The 21,987-nt window shown below is 72.9% G+C and carries 14 protein-coding genes; 6 read left to right on the top strand and 8 right to left on the bottom strand.

From position 1 onward, the window contains the following. Positions 1 to 503: 503 nt before the first annotated feature. Complete coding sequence (locus ACFP3V_RS16710) at positions 504 to 2,042, top strand: purple acid phosphatase family protein (protein ID WP_380584133.1); 1,539 nt, start codon at positions 504 to 506, stop codon at positions 2,040 to 2,042. Positions 2,043 to 2,227: 185 nt separating this feature from the next. On the opposite strand, the gene ACFP3V_RS16705 is transcribed toward ACFP3V_RS16710, so the two are convergent. After that, positions 2,228 to 4,471: an RICIN domain-containing protein gene (locus ACFP3V_RS16705; RefSeq protein ID WP_380584117.1), complete on the bottom strand. Its 2,244-nt coding sequence runs from the start codon at positions 4,469 to 4,471 to the stop codon at positions 2,228 to 2,230. Between the two features lie 217 nt (positions 4,472 to 4,688). On the opposite strand from ACFP3V_RS16705, the gene ACFP3V_RS16700 reads away from it, so the two are divergent. Next, positions 4,689 to 5,756, top strand: coding sequence for a LacI family DNA-binding transcriptional regulator (locus ACFP3V_RS16700; RefSeq protein WP_380584115.1), 1,068 nt, complete (start codon positions 4,689 to 4,691; stop codon positions 5,754 to 5,756). A gap of 74 nt (positions 5,757 to 5,830) precedes the next feature. Here the strand turns inward: ACFP3V_RS16700 and ACFP3V_RS16695 are convergent, their stop codons facing one another. Then, positions 5,831 to 7,729 (bottom strand): arabinofuranosidase catalytic domain-containing protein, encoded by a 1,899-nt coding sequence (locus tag ACFP3V_RS16695; RefSeq protein WP_380584113.1) that lies wholly within the window; start codon positions 7,727 to 7,729, stop codon positions 5,831 to 5,833. Positions 7,730 to 8,019: 290 nt separating this feature from the next. Between ACFP3V_RS16695 and ACFP3V_RS16690 the strand changes: the two genes are divergently transcribed. Next, the gene (locus tag ACFP3V_RS16690) at positions 8,020 to 9,057 is read left to right on the top strand and encodes a LacI family DNA-binding transcriptional regulator (RefSeq protein WP_380584111.1); all 1,038 of its coding nucleotides are present in this window, start codon (positions 8,020 to 8,022) and stop codon (positions 9,055 to 9,057) included. Here ACFP3V_RS16690 and ACFP3V_RS16685 read toward each other — a convergent pair. From ACFP3V_RS16685 to ACFP3V_RS16660, 6 genes are all read right to left on the bottom strand, one after another. After that, entirely contained in the window at positions 9,054 to 10,163 is a 1,110-nt protein-coding gene (locus ACFP3V_RS16685) for an aldose epimerase family protein (RefSeq protein ID WP_380584131.1), read from the bottom strand. The genes ACFP3V_RS16690 and ACFP3V_RS16685 overlap by 4 nt on opposite strands. A gap of 669 nt (positions 10,164 to 10,832) precedes the next feature. After that, the gene (locus ACFP3V_RS16680) at positions 10,833 to 11,930 is read right to left on the bottom strand and encodes a LacI family DNA-binding transcriptional regulator (protein WP_380584109.1); all 1,098 of its coding nucleotides are present in this window, start codon (positions 11,928 to 11,930) and stop codon (positions 10,833 to 10,835) included. A 42-nt stretch (positions 11,931 to 11,972) separates the two neighbouring features. Further along, positions 11,973 to 13,001: an ABC transporter permease gene (locus ACFP3V_RS16675; RefSeq protein WP_380584107.1), complete on the bottom strand. Its 1,029-nt coding sequence runs from the start codon at positions 12,999 to 13,001 to the stop codon at positions 11,973 to 11,975. Then, entirely contained in the window at positions 12,998 to 13,963 is a 966-nt protein-coding gene (locus ACFP3V_RS16670) for an ABC transporter permease (RefSeq protein WP_380584105.1), read from the bottom strand. Before ACFP3V_RS16670 ends, ACFP3V_RS16675 begins: the two co-directional genes overlap by 4 nt. Further along, on the bottom strand, positions 13,960 to 15,534 hold the full coding sequence (locus ACFP3V_RS16665) for a sugar ABC transporter ATP-binding protein (protein ID WP_380584103.1): 1,575 nt from the start codon (positions 15,532 to 15,534) through the stop codon (positions 13,960 to 13,962). The genes ACFP3V_RS16670 and ACFP3V_RS16665 overlap by 4 nt, the downstream gene beginning before the upstream one ends. A 95-nt stretch (positions 15,535 to 15,629) precedes the next feature. Next, complete coding sequence (locus ACFP3V_RS16660) at positions 15,630 to 16,748, bottom strand: ABC transporter substrate-binding protein (RefSeq protein WP_380584101.1); 1,119 nt, start codon at positions 16,746 to 16,748, stop codon at positions 15,630 to 15,632. 455 nt (positions 16,749 to 17,203) lie between these two features. On the opposite strand from ACFP3V_RS16660, the gene ACFP3V_RS16655 reads away from it, so the two are divergent. The 3 genes from ACFP3V_RS16655 (at position 17,204) to gap (ending at position 21,685) form a co-directional block, all read left to right on the top strand. Continuing rightward, on the top strand, positions 17,204 to 19,390 hold the full coding sequence (locus ACFP3V_RS16655; RefSeq protein ID WP_380584099.1) for a glutaminase family protein: 2,187 nt from the start codon (positions 17,204 to 17,206) through the stop codon (positions 19,388 to 19,390). 194 nt (positions 19,391 to 19,584) lie between these two features. Continuing rightward, a complete protein-coding gene (locus tag ACFP3V_RS16650) occupies positions 19,585 to 20,550 on the top strand; it encodes a GlxA family transcriptional regulator (protein WP_380584097.1) in 966 nt (321 codons plus the stop codon). A gap of 133 nt (positions 20,551 to 20,683) precedes the next feature. Further along, positions 20,684 to 21,685, top strand: a complete 1,002-nt coding sequence (gene gap, locus ACFP3V_RS16645; protein WP_380584095.1) for a type I glyceraldehyde-3-phosphate dehydrogenase — start codon at positions 20,684 to 20,686, stop codon at positions 21,683 to 21,685. Positions 21,686 to 21,987 lie beyond the last annotated feature (302 nt).

Genomic DNA, 21,987 nt, shown 5'->3' with positions numbered 1-21,987 from the left:
GCCGCACCCCCAGCCGCCCCAGCGGGCAGCAGCCCCGCGCGGGAAGCGGAACGCCCCCAACCCTCGACCCCCCGGCCGAAGCCCCGGCAACAACACACCCCCGGCCGCAGGGCACCAGCCCCCGCCGCCCGTCCCCCCGGGAGCTCGCTCCTCCGGCCGCCCAGCGGGCAGCAGCCCCGCGCCAGGAGCGGAACACCCCCAAGGCGCGACCGTCCTGCCGGAAGCCCGGGATACAACAGGCCGCGGGCGGGCGCTCCCTGACGTCGGGTCACCTGCCCTCCCGGCCTCCGGCCCATCGCCGGTCGTCTGACGCACGGCCGGAGGCAAGGCGGCATTCACGAGGCGGCCACCGGGGGCCGCCACAGTGCGGGGGCCGGACGCGTCTCGAAAAAGGGAGCACCATGGATTCCCCGCTCACGAACCCCGACACCCCCGTGGCCGCCACCACCCCCGCCTCCGCCGACCAGGCCGGAGGCCTCTCCCGGCGGCACGCCCTGGGCCTGATGGGCACCGCCGGAGCCGGGGCCGTCGCGCTGCCGCTGCTGGGCGCGGGAACCGCCGACGCCGCGCCCGCCGGGGCGGCCGTCGCGGCCGCAGCGTTCCGGCCCACGCCGGACAGCGCCGGCGCTCCCCCGGTGCAGGGCGTGCACCTCACCTTCGGCGCGGACCCGCGCCGCCAGATGACCGTCTCCTGGATCACCGAGGGCCCCGTCTCCCGCCCCCGCGTCCTCTACGGGACCCTGGAGCACGGGTTCGGTGCCACCGCCGACGCGCGGACGCGCACCTACGTGGACGGCAAGTCCGGCCGCACCGTCCACGTCCACCACGCCCTCCTGGACGACCTGCGCCCCGGCACGGACTACGTCTACCTCGCCTCCCACCAGGGCGCCGCCCCCGACAGCGGCAGCTTCCGCACCGCGCCGCGCGGGCGCGCGCCGCTGACGTTCACCAGCTTCGGCGACCAGTCCGCCCCGCAGGTCACCTGGGCCGCGGACGGCACGGTCGCGCTGGACGCCAACTCCACCCCGGCGACGAAGGACATCGTCTCCGGAATCGAGCAGGTCGCTCCGCTGTTCCACCTGCTGAACGGCGACCTCTGCTACGCCAACCTGGACGTGGACCGAGTGCGCACCTGGAACAACTTCTTCGCCAACAACTCCCGTTCCGCCCGCTTCCGCCCCTGGATGCCGGCGGCGGGCAACCACGAGATCGAAAGCGGCAACGGCCCGATCGGTCTGGGCGCCTACCAGACCTACTTCCAGCTGCCCTCCCGCGAGACCGACCCCGAACTGGCCGGCCTCTGGTACGCGTTCACCGCGGGCTCCGTGCGCGTCATCGTCCTGCAGAACGACGACAACTGCCTGCAGGACGGCGGCGACCACTACATCAGCGGCTACTCCGGCGGCCGCCAGCTCGCCTTCCTGGAACGGGAGTTGCAGGCGGCCCGGGCGAGTGACGAGATCGACTGGGTGGTCGTCGCCATGCACCAGGTGATGATCAGCTCCTCCGACGCCAACGGCGCCGACCTGGGTCTGCGGCAGAAGTACGGCCCGCTGTTCGACAAGTACGGCGTGGACCTGGTCCTCTGCGGACACGAGCACAACTACGAGCGCTCCCTCGCGGTGCGCGGCGTCGTCCCCGGCAGCGAGACGCTGACGCCCAATCCGGTCTCGACCGCCACCGACGACATCGACTCCTCGCTGGGGACGGTGCACATGGTGCTCGGCGGCGGCGGAGTCTCCGGCACCACGAACCAGAAGTTCTTCAAGGACGGCACCGCCAAGGTGATCACCGCCGTGGCCGCCTCCGCGCCCGCCGGGCAGAAGCGGACCGCCACCTACACCAAGGAGCAGGCGGTGTGGATGGGCGTACGCGACACCGACCACCCGTACGGCTTCGCCGCGTTCACCGTCGACCCGGGCCGCTTCCCCGGGGACACCACCCGGATGCACGTGACCTACTACAACGTCAACAAGCCCCACGGCGAGCTGTCGGTCTTCGAGCAGTTCACGCTCCGCCGCCGCCGCTCCGACCGGCGCTGATCGGCGGGCGGAACCGCGAGCACACGGAAAGGGCGGAGAAGCCCCGGCGGCCGACGGGCCGTCAGTACCGGTGCCCGCTCGGCCGGGAACGGCATCGGCCGTGTCTCGGTTCCGTCGGGCCGCCGGGGCCGTTGGGTTCCTGCGGAGCGGCTCCCGGCGCTCCGCAGGAGGTCAGCGGGCCGGGCTCACGGCCCGGCGGTGAGGTAGGCGACCGTGGAGCCGCTGGAGACCTGGCCGCCCGCGCCGTTGATGATGTGGCGGATGGTGCCGGTGCCGCCCAGCGAGACGGTCACCATGTCGTGGAAGGACGAGCCGCCGCTCGGCACCTCGATCGCCCGGTCCGCTGCCACGGCGGAGTTGGTGCTGAAGTAGCAGTACACGCCCAGCCCCCACGCCTGGTGCGAGGTCACCGAGTCGGCCACCTTGTACGAGGGGTAGCCGGCCTCGCCGCCACCGGGTGTCCAACTGGCGTTGTTGGGCACGTCGTAGGGCATCTCGGACTGGTAGAAGTAGGTCCGCCCGCCGTTGCCGTTCCACAGCGTCTGGTACTGCTGGTAGTGCTCGACGGCGAGCCCGTACATGGTGACGTTGGCGCCGTTGACGACCAGGCCGTTGGCGGCGGTGTTGACGGTCCAGCCCACCGTGCCGCCGTTGCCGTGGTCGGCGCGCCAGATCCACAGGTCGCTGCCGATGGTGTTGGCGCTGTTGACCACGAGCGACTGGCTCGCCTTGCCGGCGACGTCGCCGCCGACGCGGAAGAAGACGTCCTGGAGGGTGATCGGGTCGGCGGCGTGGCTCGCCGAGGAGCCCGCCGGGCCGATCTGCACGAGTGAACCGCTGTTGGTGGTACCGGCGCTGACGATCAGTCCGGCGATGTCGATGCCGTCCACGTCCGCCGTGGTGATGGCGGTGACGCCGTTGTCGGGGACCAGGGTGGCCAGGCCGAGGCCGAGGACCACGGTGTCCTTGCGGGTGATGTTGAGCGGCGCGCTCAGGTGGTAGACGCCGGGCGTGAACAGCAGGTTGAGACCGGAGCTGAGCGCGGCGTTGATGCTCGCGGCGGTGTCGCCGGACTTGACCACGTAGAACTGCGTGATCGGGATGGAGGTTCCGGCGGTCGAACCGCCGGTCCAGTCCGGGCCGGTGGCGTTGGTGCGCAGCGCCGGGACCATGACGTTGTAGAGGCCGGTGGAGTCGACGTACAGGTACGGCTTCTCGCGCACGGTGGGCGTCTGGGCGACGGTGGTGTAGGTGGGGAACGACTGGCCGGGGGCGCCGTTGTCACCGACGAAGACCATGTTCCAGTTGGAGCCGCTCCAGCTGCCCATGGTGGTGTCCTGGGTGAGGAACTGCTGCTGGGTGCCGGAGTTGATCTGGCCGGAGACGCGGGAGTCGCCGATGAACCCGCCGGAGGACCAGTTGCTGCTGGTGTTGCCGGAGGTGTAGTCGTCCAGGGTCATGCTGCCGTGCACGTCCACGCGCCGGAACGGGTCGGCCTGGGAGACGGCGTATTCGAGGGTGCCGGAGCTGGGGGTGTCGGAGAGGTTCTCGACGTCGCGCCAGAAGTTCTGCGTCGCGTTGCCGCCGGACCAGGCCGCGTCCACGTGCACGCCGCCGCCGGTGAGCGAGACGTCGTCGGGCGAGGCGCCGAGGCCGGCGACCTGGGTGTAGAAGCCGACGGGCACGTCCACGTTGTAGCTGCCGGGCTTGAACAGCAGGGCGTAGCGGTTGGTGCCGAACTGGTCGGACTGCTGGGAGCTGTAGACCGAGTTGACGGCGGACTGGATCGACGAGGCCGGCATCGAGGGGTCGAAGACCTTGACGTTGGGGCCGAGGTCGGGGTTGTTGGGGTTGTTCGGCGGGGTGCTGCCCCCGCTGACGACGTTGAGTGCGAAGGACTGCGCGTTGGTGCCGTTGCAGGTGTACTGCTGCAGCTGCACCGAGTCCGCGGTGGAGGCGCTGGGGACGTCGAGGCACAGGCCGCTGTAGTGGTTGACGAAGTGGTAGCGTCCGCTGCTCTCCTGCACCGGCTGCCATTCCTGGCTGCTCCAACCGCCGTTGGACCACAGGTGGATGAGGGCGCCGCTGGCCGTGGACGGGCCGTCCACGTCGATGGCGGGCTGGGCCCCGTTCGCGTTGACGATGACGTAGGTGCCGGCGTCGGCTGCGGGGCGCAGCTGCCACTGCTGGGCGGTGGTGCCGTTGCATGTGTACTGCTGCACGGCGGTGCCGTTGGCGGTGGCGGCTGAGGCGGCGTCCACGCACTTGCCGCTGTTGTTGGCCACCAGGTTGTACCAGGCGGAGGTGGAGACGTCGGCGCGGGCGCTGCCGCTGCCGATGGCGGAGAGCGCGGCTGCCAGGAGGACGGTGGCTGCCGCCGGACCGGTGGCGCGACGGGCGCTTCCGGTCAGTTTCGAGAAACGTTTCATGCTGGTCCTTCGCAGGTGGGGGTGGCGTTTCTGAAACAGTGGTGCGACACATCCCGGAGACAGCATGCAGCCGTCGCACCAAGTACCGCCTTGGGCTGGACATTTGCATGAGGGAGCGCTCTCTGCAACATGTGTTCCATGAAGGCAACCAGGGTGTTCCGGACGTGTCAAGACATCGCGCCGTCTCCGCGCGAAACGCTGCCCTATGCTCTGGTCCGTGGAACACGTGCAGGAGACAGACACCGACCGGACACCGGGTCGGGCCACGGTCCGCGACCTCGCCGCCCGCCTGGGCCTGTCGGCGGCCACCGTCTCCCGCGCGCTCAACGGCCATGCCCATGTGGCCGAGGAGACCCGGCGCCGGGTCCGCGAGGCCGCCGACCGGCTCGGCCCCGCGGCACCGGCCGTCTCCTCGCCGCGGCCCCAACCACGCGGCAATGGCCCGGTGTTGCTGCGCTGCCCCTACGAACTGACCGACTACTTCGGCCCGATCGTCTCCAGCGTGGCCGAGACCTTGCGGCTGCACGGCCGTGAGGTGCTGCTCGACGCGGGCGGCGCGGGCTACCACGACGCGGTGCTGCGGCGGCTGCCCGCACGCCGGGACGTCGCGGGCGCGGTGCTGGTGCTGCCGCCGGAGGAACCCTCGGACCTGGAGGCGCTGCGCGCGGCCGGCCTGCCCTTCGTCGTCATCGACCCCAGGGTGCCGGTGCCGCGCGGCGTACTCGCCGTCTCGGCGGCCAACTCCTCCGGCGCCCACGAGGCCACGGCCCATCTCACCGGTCTGGGCCACCGGCGCATCGGCGTGCTGACGGCCGCTCCGGTCCTGGCCGCGGGCGAGGCCCGGATGACCGGCCACGTTTCCGCCCTCGCCGCCGTCGGGGCGCTGGTGGAACCGGAGTTGGTGCGCGGCGGGGAGCCGGTCGCGGCCACCGGCCACCTCCTCGGCGGCGAGCTGCTCGACCTGCCCGGGCGGCCGACCGCGATCGTCTGCTTCAACGACAAGATGGCCGTCGGCGTGCTGCAGGCCGCGGCCGAACGCGGGCTGCGCGTCCCCGACGACCTGTCGGTGGTCGGCTTCGACGACATCGACGTCAGCCGGGCCACCACCCCGCAGCTGACCACCGTCCGCCAGCCGCTGCAGGAACTGGGACGGCTCGCCGTGTCCTCGCTGGTGCGGCTGCTGGAGGGCCACCAGGCCGAAGCCCTCCACATCGAGCTGGCCACCCAGCTCGTCGTCCGCGGCAGCACCGGGCCGGTCCCGGGGCAGGAGGCCCGCCGTCGCTGACCCGCGCGCAGAGGGCCCGGACGTCCAACGCCCGGGCCCCGTCGTGCCGTTGCTTCAGGATGCGACGACGGCCGTCAGTGCAGCGTGAACTTCTGCGCGGCGCTGCCGTTGCAGTCCCAGATCTGCAGCCGCGTCCCGTTCGCCGTGGCCCCGCTGGGCGAGTCCAGGCACCGCCCCGACTGCGGGTTCAGCAGCGAACCGTCCGACTGCTGCACCCACTTCTGGCCACCGACCCCGTTGCAGTCCCACAACTCCACCTGGGTCCCCGCCGCCGTCCCGTTGCCGTTGATGTCCAGGCACCGGCCGAGGGTGCGCAGCGAGCCGTCGGACTGGTGGTACCAGTGCTGGTCGACCGCCCAGCTCTGGCAGTTCCACAGCTGCACGGCGGTGCCGTCCGCACCGACGTCGTCGCCCGCCACGTCGACGCACTGGCCGCCGGGCCCGGTGGCCGGTCCGCCGCCGGTGACGGAGAACTTCTGCGCGGCGCTGCCGTTGCAGTCCCAGATCTGCAGCCGCGTCCCGTTCGCCGTGGCCCCGCTGGGCGAGTCAAGGCACCGCCCCGAGTGCGGGTTCAGCAGCGAACCGTCCGGCTGCTGCACCCACTTCTGGCCACCGACACCGTTGCAGTCCCACAACTCCACCTGGGTCCCGGCCGCCGTCCCGTTGCCGTTGATGTCCAGGCACCGGCCGATCGTGGACAGCGAGCCGTCCGCGTTGTGGGTCCAGTGCTGGTCCTCGGCGTAGGACTGGCAGTTCCACAGCTGAACCGCCGTCAGGTCGCCCCCGGTGTCGTCCCCGGCGACGTCGACGCACTGCCCGCCCGGACCGGTGATGGTGCCCTGCGGACCGTTCGGCACGTTGGTCTCGCCGCTGTAGCCGACGGAGACGACGTTCGCCTGGACGGCGTTCTCGGCGGCGTCGGTGGGGTAGCCGGAGACCATGACGCCCTCGAAGAAGGTGCCCATGTTCCAGTTGCTGTTGTCTCCGCCGGTGCCCAGGATGATGCCTCCCTCCTGGTGCATGGGAAGGTAGCCGCCCTGGGTCGGCAGCGAACCGTTCCACCAGGTGGTGAGCGCCCCCGACTGGGAGTTGCCACCCTTGAGGGCGTAGCTGTTCTGGCCGTTGTTCTTCAGCACGGCCGTCACGAACGTCGAACTGTTGCCCGCGTTGGCCGTGTTGGAGCCGTTGCCGCCCTGGAACATGCCGTTCTCCATGTCGGCCTCGACCCAGGGGCCCGATCCGGTGCACGGCGCGAAGTAGCAGGTCGTGGCGAGGGACACGGCGTCCATGTGCCCGTTGCCGGTGTCGGCCGGGGTGCTCTCGGCGTTGCCGTAGTCGAAGCAGCAGGCGGAGCCGACGTGGGTGCCACTGGCGACCATGTAGACGCCCTCGGGCTGCCCGTTGACCGCGACGCCGGACGCGGCCCCGGTGTACCGGTAGCCGACGCCGGGTGAGATCCACACGCCGTAGACCTTGTGCCCGCCCGCGGTCACCGCGATCTCGGACGCGTCGGCCCCGCGGTCCGCCCCCATGCCGGAGGTCCCGGCCGGACCGGGAGTGAGGTCGTTGTGGCGCGAGGTCTGGTCGTAGATCCGGGTGATGCGGCAGGTGGTGCCGCCGCAGAAGGCGTCCTGGGCTCCCGCGTCGGCGTAGCCGCCGGCGGCGAGCAGGCCGATGTTCGCGGTCGCCCCGTCGGAGGCCCGAGTGACCTGGTACAGCGGGCCGTTGTAGGAGGCGAACAGGGCGCGGACCGTGCTGTGCGCGGCGACGCACGGGGTGCCCGCGGCGCCGTAGATGTCGCAGGGCAGGGAGCCGGCGGCCTGGGCGGCGACCGGTCCGGACACCAGCGCCGCGAGGACGACGGCGAGGACGCCGACGACGGCGGCCAGCGCACGGCGCGGCAGCGTTAAGCGGCGGGACGAGCGGGAGCGGGCGGTGGGGACCGGCGTGCCGGTCGGGGGAATGGTGCGCATAACGAAGGGACTCCTCACAGTGGGTGGGTCCGGAGGTCGTCTGCGCGGCGGCGGGCACGGCATGTGCGTGCGGGGCCGCCGTTCGCCCAGCAGTCTGGGGGGTGAGGATGTCCGCGTCAATAAGAATTGCAACGTTGTCAGTCGCGACGTGTGGCGGCACCCTCACTTCCTCCGGCCGGAACTCCCCCACGTCGCGCCTGCGTGCGGTCGCTTCAGGACCTCATCCGGCGCAGGGCACGACGAGTTGCGCAACTCCCGGTATTCTCACGTTGCAGCAGAGGGGGTTCGCCATGCGGGCACAGGACAGCGGAGCCGCGCCGGCTCGGCTCAAGGACGTGGCCGAGGCCGCCGGGGTCTCGATAAAGACGGTCTCCAACGTGGTCAACGGGAGCGTCCCGGTGGCCGCCAAGACCCGGGCACGGGTGGAGCAGGCCATCGAACAGCTCGGCTACCAGCCGAACGTGATGGCCCGTCGGCTGCGCACCGGCCGCAGCGGTGTGATCGCCCTGGCGTTCCCGGAGCTGCCCTCCCCCTACTTCGCCGAACTCGCCGTCGAGGTCATCGCGGCCGCCCGGCGGCACGGCTGCACGGTCCTCATGGACGACACCGGCGGTGACCCGGCCGCCGAACTGCGCATCGCCTCCGGCCTGGGCGACCCCATGATCGACGGTGTGATCCTCAGCCCGCTGGGACTGGACCAGGCCGAGCTGGTGGCCCGTGAACGGCCCATCCCCCTGGTCCTGTTGGGCGAGGCGGACATGGGACCGGTGGCCGACCGGGTCCACATCGACAACGTCACGGCGGCCCGGGACGCGACCCGCCACCTGGTGGAACAGGGCTACCGGCGGATCGCGGCGATCGGCTGGCAGGACCCCTCCCCGCGCGCCACCGCCCAGCAGCGCCTCCAGGGCTACCTGGAGGCGCTCGCCGAGGCCCGCGTCCAGCCCGATCCGGTGCTCTTCCCTCCCGTTCGCTCCTACTTCCGCCCGGACGGCGCGGCGGCCATGCGCCGCCTGCTGAAACTGCCGGAACGGCCGGACGCCGTCTTCTGCTTCAACGACCTGCTCGCCCTCGGCGCGATGCGCGCGGTGCACGAGGCGGGCCTGAGGGTGCCTCAGGACATCGCGCTGGTGGGCTTCGACGACGTCGAGGAGGCCGAGTACGCGATCCCCTCGCTGACGACGATCGCCCCCGACAAGGCGAAGATCGCGGAGCTTGCGGTCAGCCTGCTGCTGGAACGCATCGCCAACGGCGAGTCCGGAGCCGGCCAGCGGCTGACCCCGGGCTACCGCCTCGTCGTCCGCGAGAGCAGCGTACGGCCCGGCTAGAGCCCGGGCCCGATGTGGGCCGGGAAGCGGAACTCGGTGCGGGAGCGCAGCAGTTGGCCGGGGCGCAGCTCCGTCGTGGGGTAGTCCGGGCGGTTCGGCGCGTCGGGGAAGTGCTGGGTCTCCAGGCACAGGCCCGCGTGCCGCCCGTACGCCCGCCCGTCCGGCCCGGCCAGGGATCCGTCGAGGGCGTTGCCCGTGTAGACCTGGAGGCCGGGTTCGCTCGTCCACACCTCCATCGTCCGGCCCGTCCCCGGCTCCGCGAGCACCGCCGCCCGGCGCAGCCCACCGGGCGCGTCCGGCTCGGCCGGGCGCAGCGTCCAGCAGTGGTCGTAGCCGCCCGCGGCGTGCAGCTGCGGGTCGGGGGCGGCCAGGAGTTCCCCGAGCACACCCGGCTTGCGCAGGTCGAAGGGCGTGCCGTCGACCGGCGCCGGAGCTCCGGGCAGCGGGATGGCGTCCGCGGTCACCGGCAGGAAGCCGTCCGCCTCGACCTGAAGCCGGTGCCCGAGCACGTCCGGGCAGTGCGGGCCGCCGAGGTTGAAGTAGGCGTGGTGGGTGAGGTTGACGACGGTCGGCCGGTCGCAGCGGGCGGTGAACTCCACGGCCAGGACGCCGTCCTGACGAAGTGTGTAGCCGGCCTGGACGTCGAGCGTTCCGGGGAAGCCCATGTCGCCGTCGGGGCTGCGCAGGCGGAGGAGCAGACCGGCCGCGTCCGCGGTCACCGGTCCCGGGCGGACGCTCCAGTGGCGGCGGTGGAAGCCGTCGGGGCCGCCGTGCAGGGCGTGGCCACGGTCCTGGGCGGGGATGCGGTGGGTCCGGCCGTCCAGCCGGAAGGCGCCGCCGGCGATGCGGTTGGCGTAGCGGCCCACCAGCGCGCCCAGGTAGGCGCCCTGGGCGGCGTAGTCCTCGGCGGTCGGCAGGCCCAGCACCACCGTGTCCGGCCGCCCGTCCCGGTCGGGGACCTCCAGGCGGTGCAGGATGCCGCCGTAGCTGAGGACCTGCGCCCGCAGCCCGGTGCCGCTGTCGAGGGTCCACAGCTCGACGGGGATGCTGTCGGGGGTGCGGCCGAAGGGGGCACGGGTCAGGGACGGGTGGGACGCGGTCGGCATGGTCACCTCGAACTCTCAGTGCGGGCAGGGGGGTTGACCACCGGTCAGAACGTGCACGGGCACCGCCGGCCGCGCGGTCAGGACGTGCCCAGGCACCGCCCGACAGCACCACAGAAGGTGCGCCCAGGCCCCCAGCGACAGCGCAGGGCAGGGCGGGCCCGGCCACCGCCCAGCGACAGCGCAGGGCAGGGCGGCCCCGGCCACCGCCCAGCGACAGCGCAGGGCAAGGCCGGCCCGGCCACCGCCCGGCAGCGCCGGGGGGCGGCCGCAGGCACCGCCCAGCAACAGCGCAGGGCAAGGCGGGCCCGGCCACCGCCCAGCGACAGCGCAGGGCAAGGCGGGCCCGGGCACTGCCCGGCAGCGCCGGGGGGCGGCCGCAGGCACCGCCCAGCAACAGCGCAGGGCAAGGCGGGCCCGGCCACCGCCCAGCGACAGCGCAGGGCAAGGCGGGCCCGGGCACTGCCCGGCAGCGCCGGGGGGCGGCCGCAGGCACCGCCCAGCAACAGCGCAGGGCAAGGCGGGCCCGGCCACCGCCCAGCGACAGCGCAGGGCAAGGCGGGCCCGGGCACTGCCCGGCAGCGCCGGGGGGCGGCCGCAGGCACCGCCCAGCAACAGCGCAGAGCACGGCTGGCACGGGCACTACCCGGCCGCGCGGGGGCAGGGCGGGCGTCAGGGTCCGCCCGGACCGGGTTGCGCGCGGGCGACGCTCGGCGGTGGCGGGCGCGCCGGGTCCTCCGCCGTGTCCGCCGGCCGGCCCGCGGTGGACTCCCGGACCACCAGGCGATGGCCGGGCCGGAGCCGGCGGGCGGGCGGGGCCGCGTCGCCGTCCTGGGCCGCGATCCGCTCGACCAGGCAGTCCACGGCGAGCCGGGCGATGGCGGACTTGTCCGGCGCGACCGTCGTCAGGGACACCGTGGCGTACCGGCCCTCCTCGATGTCGTCGAAGCCGACGACCGCGACGTCCTCCGGAACGCGCAGGCCGCGTTCGGTCAGCACCCGCATCGCGCCGAGGGCGACGACGTCGTTGTAGGCGAAGACCGCGTCCGGCCGCCGGCCCAGGTCGAGCAGGGCGCGCATGGCCACCGCGCCGTCGCGCCGGTCGTACCCCGACGTCGCCGCGACCAGCGACTCGTCCGGTGTGCCGCCGGACGCCAGGATCTCCTCACGCCACCCGCGCAGCCGCAGGTGGGCGGGCTGGCGGGCGCTCTCCTCCCGGGCGCCGAGGAACGCGATGCGCCGTCGGCCCAGGTCCAGCAGGTGCCGCACCGCCGTGCGGGCGGCGGCGACGTTGTCGATGGCGATGTGGTCGTAGGGGGCGTCGTACTCGCGCTCGCCCAGCAAGACGAGTGGCGGCCCTTCCTGACGGGTGGTCAGGTCCTCGGCCTCCAGCTGGATGGGGCTGAGGATGAGCCCGTCGATCAGGTGCCCCCGGAAGCCGCGCGAGACCAGCGCCTCCTTGTCGCGCAGTCCCGCGGTGTGGTCGAGCAGCACGGTCTGCTCGTGCGCGGCGGCGGCGTCGATGACCGCCCCGGCGAGCTCGGCGAAGTACGGGTTGCCGAGCTCGGGGACGGCCAGCGCGATGATCCCGGTCCGGCCGCGCCGCAGGTGACGCGCGGTCAGGTTGGGCCGGTAGCCCAGCGCGTCGATCGCCTCCTGGACCCGCGCCCGGGTCCCGGGGGCGACGTGCGGGAAGTCGTTGACCACGTTGGAGACGGTCTTGACGGACACGCCCGCACGGAGCGCGACGTCCTTGAGGCTGACGCCCACGGCACTCTTTCCTGCTGGTCGGGTTCTCGGACCTTTCGGTGGTCAGTTCAGCTGCTGGGTTCTGCTGAGCAGCGTCTGCAGCAGGACCACCACGGCCAGGAACGCGCCGTTGACGGTGTCGGTGAACGCGGAGCCGTACTGGGAGAAGGAGTGGTCGATCAGGTTGTGGATGACGGCGAGCAGCAGCACGCCGCTGACGGTGCCGCCGACGGAGCCGCTGCCGCCGGTGAGCAGGGTGCCGCCGATGACGACGGCCGAGATGGCGGTGAGCTCGTAGCCGACGCCGATGGTGGTGACCCCGGAGCCCAGTCGGGCGCTGCCGAGCGCGCCCGCTGCCGCGGCCAGCGTGCCGGACAGCAGGTAGACGAGGACCTTGGCGCGGGCCACCGGCAGCCCCATCAGCAGGGCCGCGTTCTCGCTGCCGCCCAGGGCGGTGAGCGTGGCGCCGAACCGGGTGCGGGTGAGCAGCAGTCCGCCGAGCGCGAAGAGCGCGGCCACCAGCAGGACCGGGGTCCACACGCCGGCCCCCAGGTGGCGGAACCAGCTCCCGGCCGGGACCAGGTAGGTGGTGGCGCCCTCGTGGGTGACGGCCTGGAGCAGTCCGCGGGCCCCGAGCAGCCCGGCCAGGGTGACGATGAACGGGGCCATCCGGGCGCGGGCGATCAGCAGGCCCTGCACCGTCCCCCAGGCCGCGCCGACGGCGAGCGGCAGCAGGAGGGCGAGCCAGGTCCCGCCGGTCTGCGCGCCGTACGCCGCGAGCACGCCGCCGAGCGCGTACATCGAACCGACGGACAGGTCGATGCCGCCGGTGATGATCACGAACGTCATGCCGAGGGCGAGCAGCCAGACGAAGGCGTTGCTGCCGAGGATGCCGCTGATGTTGGACCAGGTGGGGAACGTCGCCGAGCCGGCGGACGCGACCGCGACGAGCAGGACCAGCACGGCGGTCGCGCCCCGCCGCTGGACCTGGGCCGCGAGCCGTTCGCGCCAAGGGACTTGGGTGTTCCGCTGCGCTGCGCGGGCGGCCGGACCGGAGGTCGGCGCGGCGGGCGGGAGGACGGTCGGGCTCATCGGGTACCACGCTCCTGCGAGGCGTAGACGGCGCAGCAGATGACCGCCGCCTCCACGATCTGGGTGTACGACGCGGGCACGTTGTGCTGGGTCAGCACGGCGGTGGTCAGCTGCATGAACACCGCCCCCGCCACGGTGCCGAGGACGCGGACCCGGCCGCCGCTCAGCGGGGTGCCGCCGACCACGACGGCGGTGATGGCGTTGAGCTCCATGTTCAGGCCCTGGTTGGCGGGGTCGGCCTCGGCGCCGTGGCCGACGATCAGCACCCCGGCGAGGGCGGCGAGGATCCCGGAGACGATGTAGACGGTGAGCAGCACCCGGCGCACCGGCAGGCCGGACAGACGGCTGGCCTGCCGGTTGTCGCCGATGGCCACGAGCCGGCGGCCGAAGGTGGTGCGGTGCACGGTGAAGCCGACCACGACCGCGCAGGCCGCGGCGAGCCAGGCCATGACCGGCATCCCGGCCACGCTGTCGCCGCCGAGCGAGAGCAGGGCGGCGTCAGTGACGGGCTTGGCGGAGTTGCCGTTGACCAGCTCCGCCAGGCCCCGGACGCCGATCATCAGGGACAGGGTGGCCACGATCGGCTGGACCCGGGTGAAGGCCACCATGGCGCCGCCCACCGCCCCCGAGGCCGCCCCCAGCACCAGGGCGATCAGCAGCGCGACCGGCAGGCCGTAGCCGAGGTAGAGCGGCACGACGGCCGCGGCGAGGGCGATCACCGCGCCCACCGACAGGTCGACGCCCTCGGTGCCGATCACCAGCGCCATGCCCAGCGCCACCAGCAGCGTGGGGGCGACCTGGAACAGCTGGATGCGGACGTTCGCGGTGGACAGGAAGCCGGTGTCCAGGGCCACGGCGACCAGGAAGAGGACGGCGGACGCGGCGTAGACGCCGTAGTCCTGGAGCAGTCTGCGCAGCCGGTCGCGGTCCCGGACCGCCCCGGCCCAGGTGAGGGTGGTCATGCGGACTCCTTGTCGTGGTCCTCGGGGTGCTCCCCGTCCGGGGCCTGGGCCAGGGCGTCGAGCAGCGCCTCCTCGGTCAGCCGGCCGTGACCGAGTTCTCCGACGACGCGCCCGTCCTTGAGCACGACGATCCGGTCGGAGCCCTCCAGCAGTTCCTCCAGCTCGGACGAGATCAGCAGGACGCCGAGACCTTCTGCGGCCAACTCCTCTATGAGGGCCTGCACTTCGGCCTTGGCACCCACGTCGATGCCCCGTGTCGGCTCGTCCAGCAGCAGCACCCGGGGCTCCAGGCACAGCCAGCGGGCGAGCAGCACCTTCTGCTGGTTGCCGCCGGACAGGTCGCTGACCTTCTGCTCGGGGCTCGACGCCTTGATCCGCAGCCGCTCCATGAAGAAGCGCACCACCTGGTCCTGCTTCGCCCGGGACACCACCCCGGCCCGGGACAGCCGCGGTTGGGCGGCGAGCACGATGTTCTCCCGCACCGACAGGTTCGGGATGATGCCCTCGGCCTTGCGGTCCTCGGGCAGCAGCACGACCCCGGCGCGCATGGCGGCGGCCGGGCTGGGCCGGCGCAGTGGCCTGCCGTCCACCTCGACGCTGCCCGCGTCGGTGGCGAGCGCGCCGACGACGGCCTTCGCGGTCTCGCTCCGCCCGGCACCCAACAGCCCGCCCAGGCCCACGACTTCACCGGCGTGCAGGTCCAGGTCGACGCCGTGCAGCCGGTGCCGCACGCTCAGTCCGCGCGCGCGGAGCACCGGTTCGGCGTCCGCGTCGCCACGGCGCTCGGCGTCGAAGGCGGTCGCGCCCTTCTCCCGCACGGCGGCTAGGTCGCGGCCCAGCATCAGCGAGATCAGCTTCAGCCGGTCGAGGGCCGCCATCTCGCCGGTGTGCACGACCGCGCCGTCGCGCATGACGGTGACCCGGTCGCAGACGGCGTACAGCTCGTCGAGGCGGTGGCTGACGTAGACGACGGCGATGCCGTGGGCACGCAGCGAGCGGATGACCGCGAACAGGGTCTCCACCTCGCGGGGTTCGAGGGAGGAGGTGGGCTCGTCCATGATCACGACCCGGGCCTCCGTCTGCACCGCCCGGGCCAGGGCGACCATCTGCTGCGCCCCCAGGCCCAGCGTCCGCAGCGGCCGGGTGACGTCGACCTCGACGCCGAACCGGCGCAGCTGCTCGGCGGCCTGACGGTTCATCCGGCGCACGTCGGTCAGCCCGAAACGGCGCGGCTCGCGCCCGAGGTACAGGTTGCGCGCGACCGACATCATCGGGATGAGGTTGACCTCCTGGTAGATCGTGGAGATCCCGGCGCTCTGGGCGTCCAGCGGATTGCGGAACTCCCGGTCCTGGCCGGCGAACCGGACCCGGCCGGCGTCCGGCCGGTGGACGCCGGTGACCACCTTGATGAGCGTGGACTTCCCCGCGCCGTTCTCGCCGATCAGGGCGTGCACCTCGCCCGGGCGCAGGGTGAAGTCCACCCCGCGCAGGGCGTGCACGCCCGCGAAGCTCTTGCCGACCCCCACGACCTCCAGGACGGGTGCGGGGCCGGGGTCCTGCTGGACCGCCACGTTGTCCTCCTCCGGACTCCTGCCGATTGCACGACCGGTGTCGGTCCGGCGGTGCGCCGCCCGCGAAGCGGCGCACCGCCGGACCCGCGGCCGGGTCAGTAGACGAGGCCGCTCGCCAGCGCCTGCTGCGCGTTGGCGCTGGTGAAGTGGCCGTCCTTGATGATCACCTTGGGCTGGACGCCGGTGGTGCCGAAGAAGTCCTTGAGCGACTGGAACGCGAGCGGCCCGAACCGCGGGTTGGTCTCGATGTCCGCTACCAACTGGCCTGCGGCCACGTCCTGGACGGCCTGCTGGATGCCGTCGATGGAGACGATCTTGACATCCTTGCCCGGCGTCTTCCCGGCCGAGCGGATGGCCTGGATCGCGCCGAGCGCCATCGCGTCGTTCTCCGCGTACACGGCGTTGATGTCCGGATGGGCCTGGAGCAGCTGCTCCGTCACCTTCTGGCCGTCGGTCTGGTCGAAGTTGCCGGTCTGCGAGGCGACGACCGTCATCTTCGGGTACTTGGCGGCGAGTTGATCGGTGAAGCCCTTGGTCCGGTCGGCCGAGACGTTGTTGCCCGGCGTGCCCTGGAGGATCGCGACGTGGGCGGTCCCGTTGGTCGCGCCGGCCAGGTCGTCGGCGGCGATCTGGGCCTGGCCGTAGAAGTTGGAGCCGATGAAGGCGATGAAGTCCTGGCAGGCGGTGCCGGTCACGGTCCGGTCGATGGTCAGCACCGGGATCTTCTTGGCCTTCGCCTGGGCGAGCGCGGGGCCCAGGCCGTCGGAGTTCTCCGGTGCCACGATCAGCACCTTGGCGCCCTGCGCGATCATGTCCTCGATCTGCGAGTTCTGCGCGTTGACGTCGGCGTTGGCATTGCGCTCGATGAGCTTGACGCCGAGCCGCTTGGCCTCGTCCTCGATGCTCTTGGTCTCGGTGGCGCGGAACGGGTTGCTGGTGGACTCGGACTGGGAGAAGCCGACGACGGTCTTGCCGTCGGCTATGTCGAGCTGCGGCACGCCGCCGGCGTAGCCCTGGTAGGTGCAGCCCGGCGCGGTGGGGGCGGCGGAGGGCGAGACGACCTGCTGGGCGGCCGCACTGCTGTTCACCGAGGGGTCGCCGGATCCCGAAGCGGTGGCGGTGGAACCGGAGTTGGTGCATGCGGCCACGGCCAGGCAGAGCGTCGCCGAGAGCACCGCTGCCGCTGCGGACCTGGCCCGGGTGGAGGCGTTCATGCGCCGATCACATCCTTGGGAAAGGAGCGGGTGGGGAATTTCCAACGATGTAAGGGACAGTGGGTCATCAGCCGAGTCCCTGTCAAGACTCATGCACCCAACTTTCCGACGGTGCATCAGAAGACGGCGCACCCAGGCAAGTTCCGCAGCGCCGACGGGACCGCCCTCGCGGCGTTATCCCGCCTCATTCCCCCCGTTCGTCGCCTCAAATCCGCAGGTGGAGCCGGACCTTGCTGCCACGCCGCCGGTCGATCGGTCCGAGTCGGCCTTGCCCGTACCCGAGTTGACCCGGGGGCTGGACACGGACGTTGCTCCGTGCTGTCATTCTTGCTGCCCCGGATTTCCAACGTTGTCATCCGGTGAGGCCGAGTTCCGCCCGCCTCGTGCCGCAGGGCGATTCCCCGCTCCCCATTCCCCCTGCCACCCCTGCTCGACGAGCAGTCCTGGAGGAACGCATGACCGACCGTCAGTACACCCGTCGCGGGCTCATCCGCTGGTCCGGGGCCGCCGGACTGGGCGCGGCAGGGCTCGCCGTGCTCCCGCCCGGCCTGGCCCGGGCCGCGGAACCGGCCGGCTCCGCCGACCCGGCCGCGGTCACCGGGCCGGACGCGGCGGCTCAGCCGGCAGGCGACGCCGCGCCCGGCGCCTTCGACCCGATCCGGCCCCCGGCGACGCCCCTGGCGGTCCGCTCCCCCTACCTGAGCACCTGGCTCCCCGCCGACAACATGGCCGGTACCTGGCCCACCTTCTGGACCGGCCGCACCACCGCGATGACCGGCGTCGCCCAGGTCGACGGCGTCGCCTACCTCTTCATGGGCGCCCCGAACATCCCCGGCCACGTCCTGCGCGGCATGACGCAGCGCCGGCTCACGCTGACCGCCACCCGCTCGCAGTTCCTCTTCGAGGCCGGCGGCGTCGAGTTGACCCTCACCTTCCTCTCCCCCGTCGAACCCGGCGACCTGCGCCGCCTGTCGGTGCCGCTGTCCTACCTGACCGCGGACGTCCGCAGCGCGGACGGGCGGCCCCACCAGGTCCGGCTCTACCTCGACATCTCCGGTGAGTGGGCGCACGGCGACTCCGGCACGCCCATCCGCTGGGCCCAGCAGCAACTGTCCGGCTCCGGCGCGTCGGTGACCTCGCTCAGCTTCACCCCCGCCACGCCCCGCGAACTGGCCGAGAACGGCGACATGGCCAGTTGGGGCACCGTCGTCTGGAACGCCACCAGCACCTCCGGGCTCACCTGGCAGATCGGCTCCGACACCGCCGTGCGCGCGGCCGCCCTCGCCGACGGCAGGCTCGGCAACAGCGCCGATCCCGACCAGCCGCGCCCCATCAGCCGCGACTGGCCGGTCTTCGCCTTCCACTTCGACCTCGGCACGGTCCGCAACTCCCCCCGCTCCGCCGTGCTTTCGGTCGGCCACGTGCGCGAGCCGGCCGTCAGCTACCTCGGCGCGCCGCTGCCTCCCCTGTGGAAGTCCTACTGGTCCGGCTGGCAGGACATGGTCGCCTTCTTCCACGCGGACGCCGACGCGGCGGCCGGGCGCACGGCCCGTCTGGACGGCCGGATCCGCCGCGAGGCCACCGCCGCCGGCGGCGCCAAGTACGCGGCGCTGTGCGCGCTTTCGCTGCGCCAGGCCTACGCCGGCACCGAACTGGTCAGTCGCGACGGCAAGCCGTGGGCCTTCCTCAAGGAGATCTCCAGCGACGGCAACGTGTCCACCGTGGACGTCACCTATCCCGCGATGCCGGTCTTCCTCTACACCGACCCGGAGTACCTCGGCCTGCTGCTGGCGCCGCTGCTCGACTACGCCGAGCGCGGCGGCTGGCCCAAGGCCTTCGCCGAGCACGACCTCGGCTCCAGTTACCCCAACGCGGGCGGGCACAACGACGGCAACGAGGAGGACATGCCGATCGAGGAGTCCGCCAACATGCTGCTGATGAGCGCCGCCTACGCCGCGCGCACCAGCGCCGGCAACGCCGCCGCGTTCGCCGCCGCGCACTACGCGATCCTCAAGCAGTGGGCCGACTACCTGGTCGACAACACCCTCGACCCCGGCTTCCAGAACCAGACCGACGACTTCACCGGCTTCATCGGGCACAGCGCCAACCTCGCGCTCAAGGGCATCCTCGCCGTCGGCGCCATGGGCAGGCTCGCGGACCTGGCGGGCCGGTCGGCGGACGCCGCCCACTACCAGGCCGTCTCCCGGGACTACAGCACCCAGTGGGCCGCGAAGGCCCAGGACGACACGCCGGACCACCTGAAGCTGGCCTACGACCAGCCGGGCACCTGGAGCCTGAAGTACAACGGCTACCCGGACGCGCTGCTGGGCCTGGGCCTGGTCCCGGACACCGTGGCGGCCGAGGAGGCCGCCTGGTACCTCGGCCAGGTCAACCCCTACGGTGTTCCGCTCGACGTCCGCCACGCCTACACCAAGGCCGACTGGGAGATGTGGACCGCCGCCTGGCTGCGCGGCCGGCCCGTCAGCGGGTACCTCGTCGACTCCCTCTACGCCTTCGCGCACACCACCCCGTCCCGGGTCCCCTTCACCGACTGGTACGACACCGTGACGAACCGTCAGAACGGCTTCCTGGCCCGCCCGGTGGTCGGCGGCGTCTTCGCCCTGCTCAGCCTCGGCCGCTGAGGCGAACCCGGTGGGTGCGCCGGCTGAGCGTCGCCGCACCCACCGGCCCCGCACCCACCGGCCCGCGCCACTGACCCCGCACCCACCGGCCCGCGCCACCGGCCCCGCACCCACCGGCCCGCGCCACTGACCCCGCACCCACCGGCCCGCGCCACCGACCCCGCACCGGCCGGCCCGCTGCCTAAGCTGGCGCCATGCCCGCAGCGCACACCCCGCGTCTCCACCGCGTCGCCGTGCTCGTCCTGGAGGGAGCCAAGCCGCTCGACGTCGGCATCCCCGCCCAGGTGTTCACGACGCGCGCGAGCATGCCCTACGAGGTGCGGGTGTGCGGCGCCGAGCCCGGACTGGTGACGGGCGGCGACGGCCTCTCCTACCACGTCGCCCATGGTCTGGAGGCGCTCGGCTGGGCCGACGTCGTCTTCGTCCCCGGCTACCGCTTCCCGGACCGCGAGGACCCGCCGCAGGCCGTGGTCGCGGCGCTGGTCGCCGCGCACGAGCGCGGAGCGCGCCTCGCCGCGATCTCCACGGGCGCGTTCGCGCTCGCCGCGACCGGCCTCCTCGACGGCCGCCGCGCCACCACGCACTGGCACTACACCCGCGCCCTGGCCGTCAAGTTCCCCCGGGTACGGGTGGACGAGAACGTGCTCTTCGTGGACGAGGGCACCCTGCTCACCTCCGCCGGCGCGGCCTCCGGCATCGACCTGTGCCTGCACGTGCTGCGCCGCGACCTCGGCGTGGCCGCCGCCAACCACGCGGCCCGGCGGCTGGTCGCCGCACCCTACCGCAGCGGCGGTCAGGCGCAGTACGTGCCGCGCAGCGTGCCGGAGCCGGTGAGCGAACGCTTCGCCGCGACCCGCGAGTGGGCCCTGCACCGCCTCGGCGAGCCGCTGACGCTGGAGATGCTGGCCCGGCACGCCGCGGTGTCCCCACGCACGTTCTCCCGCCGCTTCGTGGAGGACACCGGCTACACCCCGATGCAGTGGGTCATGCGCGCCCGGGTGGACCTGGCACGGGAGTTGCTCGAACGCTCGGAGCGCGGGGTGGAGCAGATCGCGGCCGACGTCGGCCTGGGCACCGGCGCGAACCTCCGCCTGCACTTCCAGCGCATCCTCGGGACGACGCCGAGCGAGTACCGGCGCACCTTCACCCGCGGCAATTAGCACCGCTCCGCCGACCGGCTGCCGAATCGCCCCTGGCGTGATCCTTGCGAACCATGGCACTCGCGCCACTGCCACCGGCCTCGGCGCTGAGCGAGTGTGGGACGCGAAGGGACACCAGGAAGGACAACCACTGATGACTCGCATCGCCGTCAACGGGTTCGGCCGCATCGGGCGCAACGTGCTCCGCGCGCTGCTGGAGCGCGACAGCAAGCTGGAGGTCGTCGCCGTCAACGACCTGACCGAACCCGCCACCCTGGCACGGCTGCTGGCCTACGACACCACCGCCGGACGACTGGGCCGCCCGGTCACCGTGGACGGGGACACCCTCGTCGTCGACGGCCGACGGATCAAGGTCCTCGCCGAGCGCGAGCCGGCCGCCCTGCCGTGGGCCGAACTGGACGTCGACATCGTCCTGGAGGCCACCGGACGCTTCACCGCCGCCTCCGCCGCGCGGGCCCACCTGACCGCCGGCGCGAAGAAGGTCCTCGTCAGCGCGCCCTCCGACGGCGCGGACGTCACCCTCGCCTACGGCGTGAACACCGGCGCCTACGACCCGGCCGCCCACACGGTCGTCTCCAACGCCTCCTGCACCACCAACGCCCTCGCGCCGCTGGCCTCGGTGCTCGACGACCTGGCCGGGATCGAGCACGGCTTCATGACCACGGTGCACGCCTACACGCAGGAGCAGAACCTGCAGGACGGCCCGCACCGCGACGCCCGCCGGGCGCGTGCCGCGGCCGTCAACATCGTGCCGACGACGACGGGGGCCGCCAAGGCGATCGGCCTGGTGCTGCCCGGGCTGGACGGGAAGCTGTCCGGCGACTCGATCCGGGTGCCGGTGCCGGTGGGCTCGATCGTCGAGCTCAACACCACCGTCGCGCGCGACGTCACTCGTGAGGACGTGCTGGCGGCCTACCGGGCAGCGGCGGAGGGCCCGTTGGCGGGCATCCTGGAGTACTCGGAGGACCCGCTGGTGTCCGCCGACATCACCGGCAACCCCGCCTCCTCGATCTTCGACTCGGCGCTGACCCGCGTGGACGGCCGCCACATCAAGGTCGTGGCCTGGTACGACAACGAGTGGGGCTTCTCCAACCGCGTCGTGGACACCCTCGATCTGATCGCGGCAGGGCTGTAGGGCAGCGTGGCTGACGCCCTGACCCCCCGTCAGGCCGCGGGACCGCACCGGCCACGGTGCTCGGGTCCCGCGGCCTGATGCTCAGCCGACCGTCCTGAGGTACGGCACCGCGCGCGTGAACTGCCCGAAGTCCATGCCGGGACAGAGGTCCCCGGGCCGCCGGGCGGACGCCGCCCCCAGGCAGGCGACGACATCTCCTCGCCTCTGGCCACCCGTGCCCGCAGCATGCGGTGCTGCGGCCAGGCGCGGCCCAGGCCGCGCCGCTGACGGTCCTGGTGGAACGACCGGCTCCAACTCGGTGG

Origin of the sequence: Streptacidiphilus monticola, assembly GCF_042658505.1 — a bacterium.
Lineage (GTDB): Bacteria > Actinomycetota > Actinomycetes > Streptomycetales > Streptomycetaceae > Streptacidiphilus > Streptacidiphilus monticola.
Note: the sequence above shows the minus strand (reverse complement) of the source record. Positions and strands in the feature narration are given on the sequence as shown.

Excerpts from the sequence above, each read along its gene's own strand:
- ACFP3V_RS16710 (WP_380584133.1), top strand. The coding sequence starts at position 504 with ATGGGCACCGCCGGAGCCGGGGCCGTCGCGCTGCCGCTGCTGGGCGCG.
- ACFP3V_RS16685 (WP_380584131.1), bottom strand. The coding sequence starts at position 10,163 with ATGCCGACCGCGTCCCACCCGTCCCTGACCCGTGCCCCCTTCGGCCGC.
- ACFP3V_RS16655 (WP_380584099.1), top strand. The coding sequence starts at position 17,204 with ATGACCGACCGTCAGTACACCCGTCGCGGGCTCATCCGCTGGTCCGGG.
- ACFP3V_RS16695 (WP_380584113.1), bottom strand. The coding sequence starts at position 7,729 with ATGCGCACCATTCCCCCGACCGGCACGCCGGTCCCCACCGCCCGCTCC.
- gap (WP_380584095.1), top strand. The coding sequence starts at position 20,684 with ATGACTCGCATCGCCGTCAACGGGTTCGGCCGCATCGGGCGCAACGTG.
- ACFP3V_RS16690 (WP_380584111.1), top strand. The coding sequence starts at position 8,020 with ATGCGGGCACAGGACAGCGGAGCCGCGCCGGCTCGGCTCAAGGACGTG.
- ACFP3V_RS16705 (WP_380584117.1), bottom strand. The coding sequence starts at position 4,471 with ATGAAACGTTTCTCGAAACTGACCGGAAGCGCCCGTCGCGCCACCGGT.
- ACFP3V_RS16670 (WP_380584105.1), bottom strand. The coding sequence starts at position 13,963 with ATGACCACCCTCACCTGGGCCGGGGCGGTCCGGGACCGCGACCGGCTG.
- ACFP3V_RS16675 (WP_380584107.1), bottom strand. The coding sequence starts at position 13,001 with ATGAGCCCGACCGTCCTCCCGCCCGCCGCGCCGACCTCCGGTCCGGCC.
- ACFP3V_RS16660 (WP_380584101.1), bottom strand. The coding sequence starts at position 16,748 with ATGAACGCCTCCACCCGGGCCAGGTCCGCAGCGGCAGCGGTGCTCTCG.
- ACFP3V_RS16650 (WP_380584097.1), top strand. The coding sequence starts at position 19,585 with ATGCCCGCAGCGCACACCCCGCGTCTCCACCGCGTCGCCGTGCTCGTC.